At 64.1% G+C, this 421-nt stretch carries 1 protein-coding gene; it reads left to right on the top strand.

Features of this window, described 5'->3' with window-relative positions; translation table 11 throughout:
* Nucleotides 1–119 precede the first annotated feature (119 nt).
* Nucleotides 120–421, top strand: a 302-nt coding sequence (locus H6A21_RS10810) for a transposase (protein WP_204562786.1), incomplete at its 3' end; no start/stop codon positions are given.

Genomic DNA, 421 nt, shown 5'->3' with positions numbered 1-421 from the left:
CGGTAACGTACAATTTCTTGCGCACTTTGACAGCAGCATAGCGTCCAGATAGACAGGAGGGCACGGCCCGCCCCGGTATGATTCGAGTTGCCTAGATTCGATCAGACTGGAGGAAGACCATGCCCGAGCCAATCGTAACATTCAACGAGGAGACCCTGAAGTCCGACCTTCGCGAGCTCGTCAGGAGAACCGTCGAGGACACCCTGAACGGCCTGCTCGAGGAGGAGGCCGGCGACCTCGTCGGCGCCGAGCGCTACGAGCGGACCGCCGAGCGCGAGGCCTACCGCGCCGGCCACTACGAGCGGAGCCTGACCACGTCGTCCGGCGAGGTGACGATCCGCATGCCCAAGCTCAAGGGCATGAGGTTCACGACGGCCATCATCGAGCGCTACCGCCGCCGCGAGACCTCGGTCGAGGAGGC

It is taken from the genome of Collinsella tanakaei, from assembly GCF_016902615.1.
Classification (GTDB): domain Bacteria; phylum Actinomycetota; class Coriobacteriia; order Coriobacteriales; family Coriobacteriaceae; genus Collinsella; species Collinsella tanakaei_A.
This window is presented reverse-complemented; position numbering and strand designations above follow the sequence as displayed.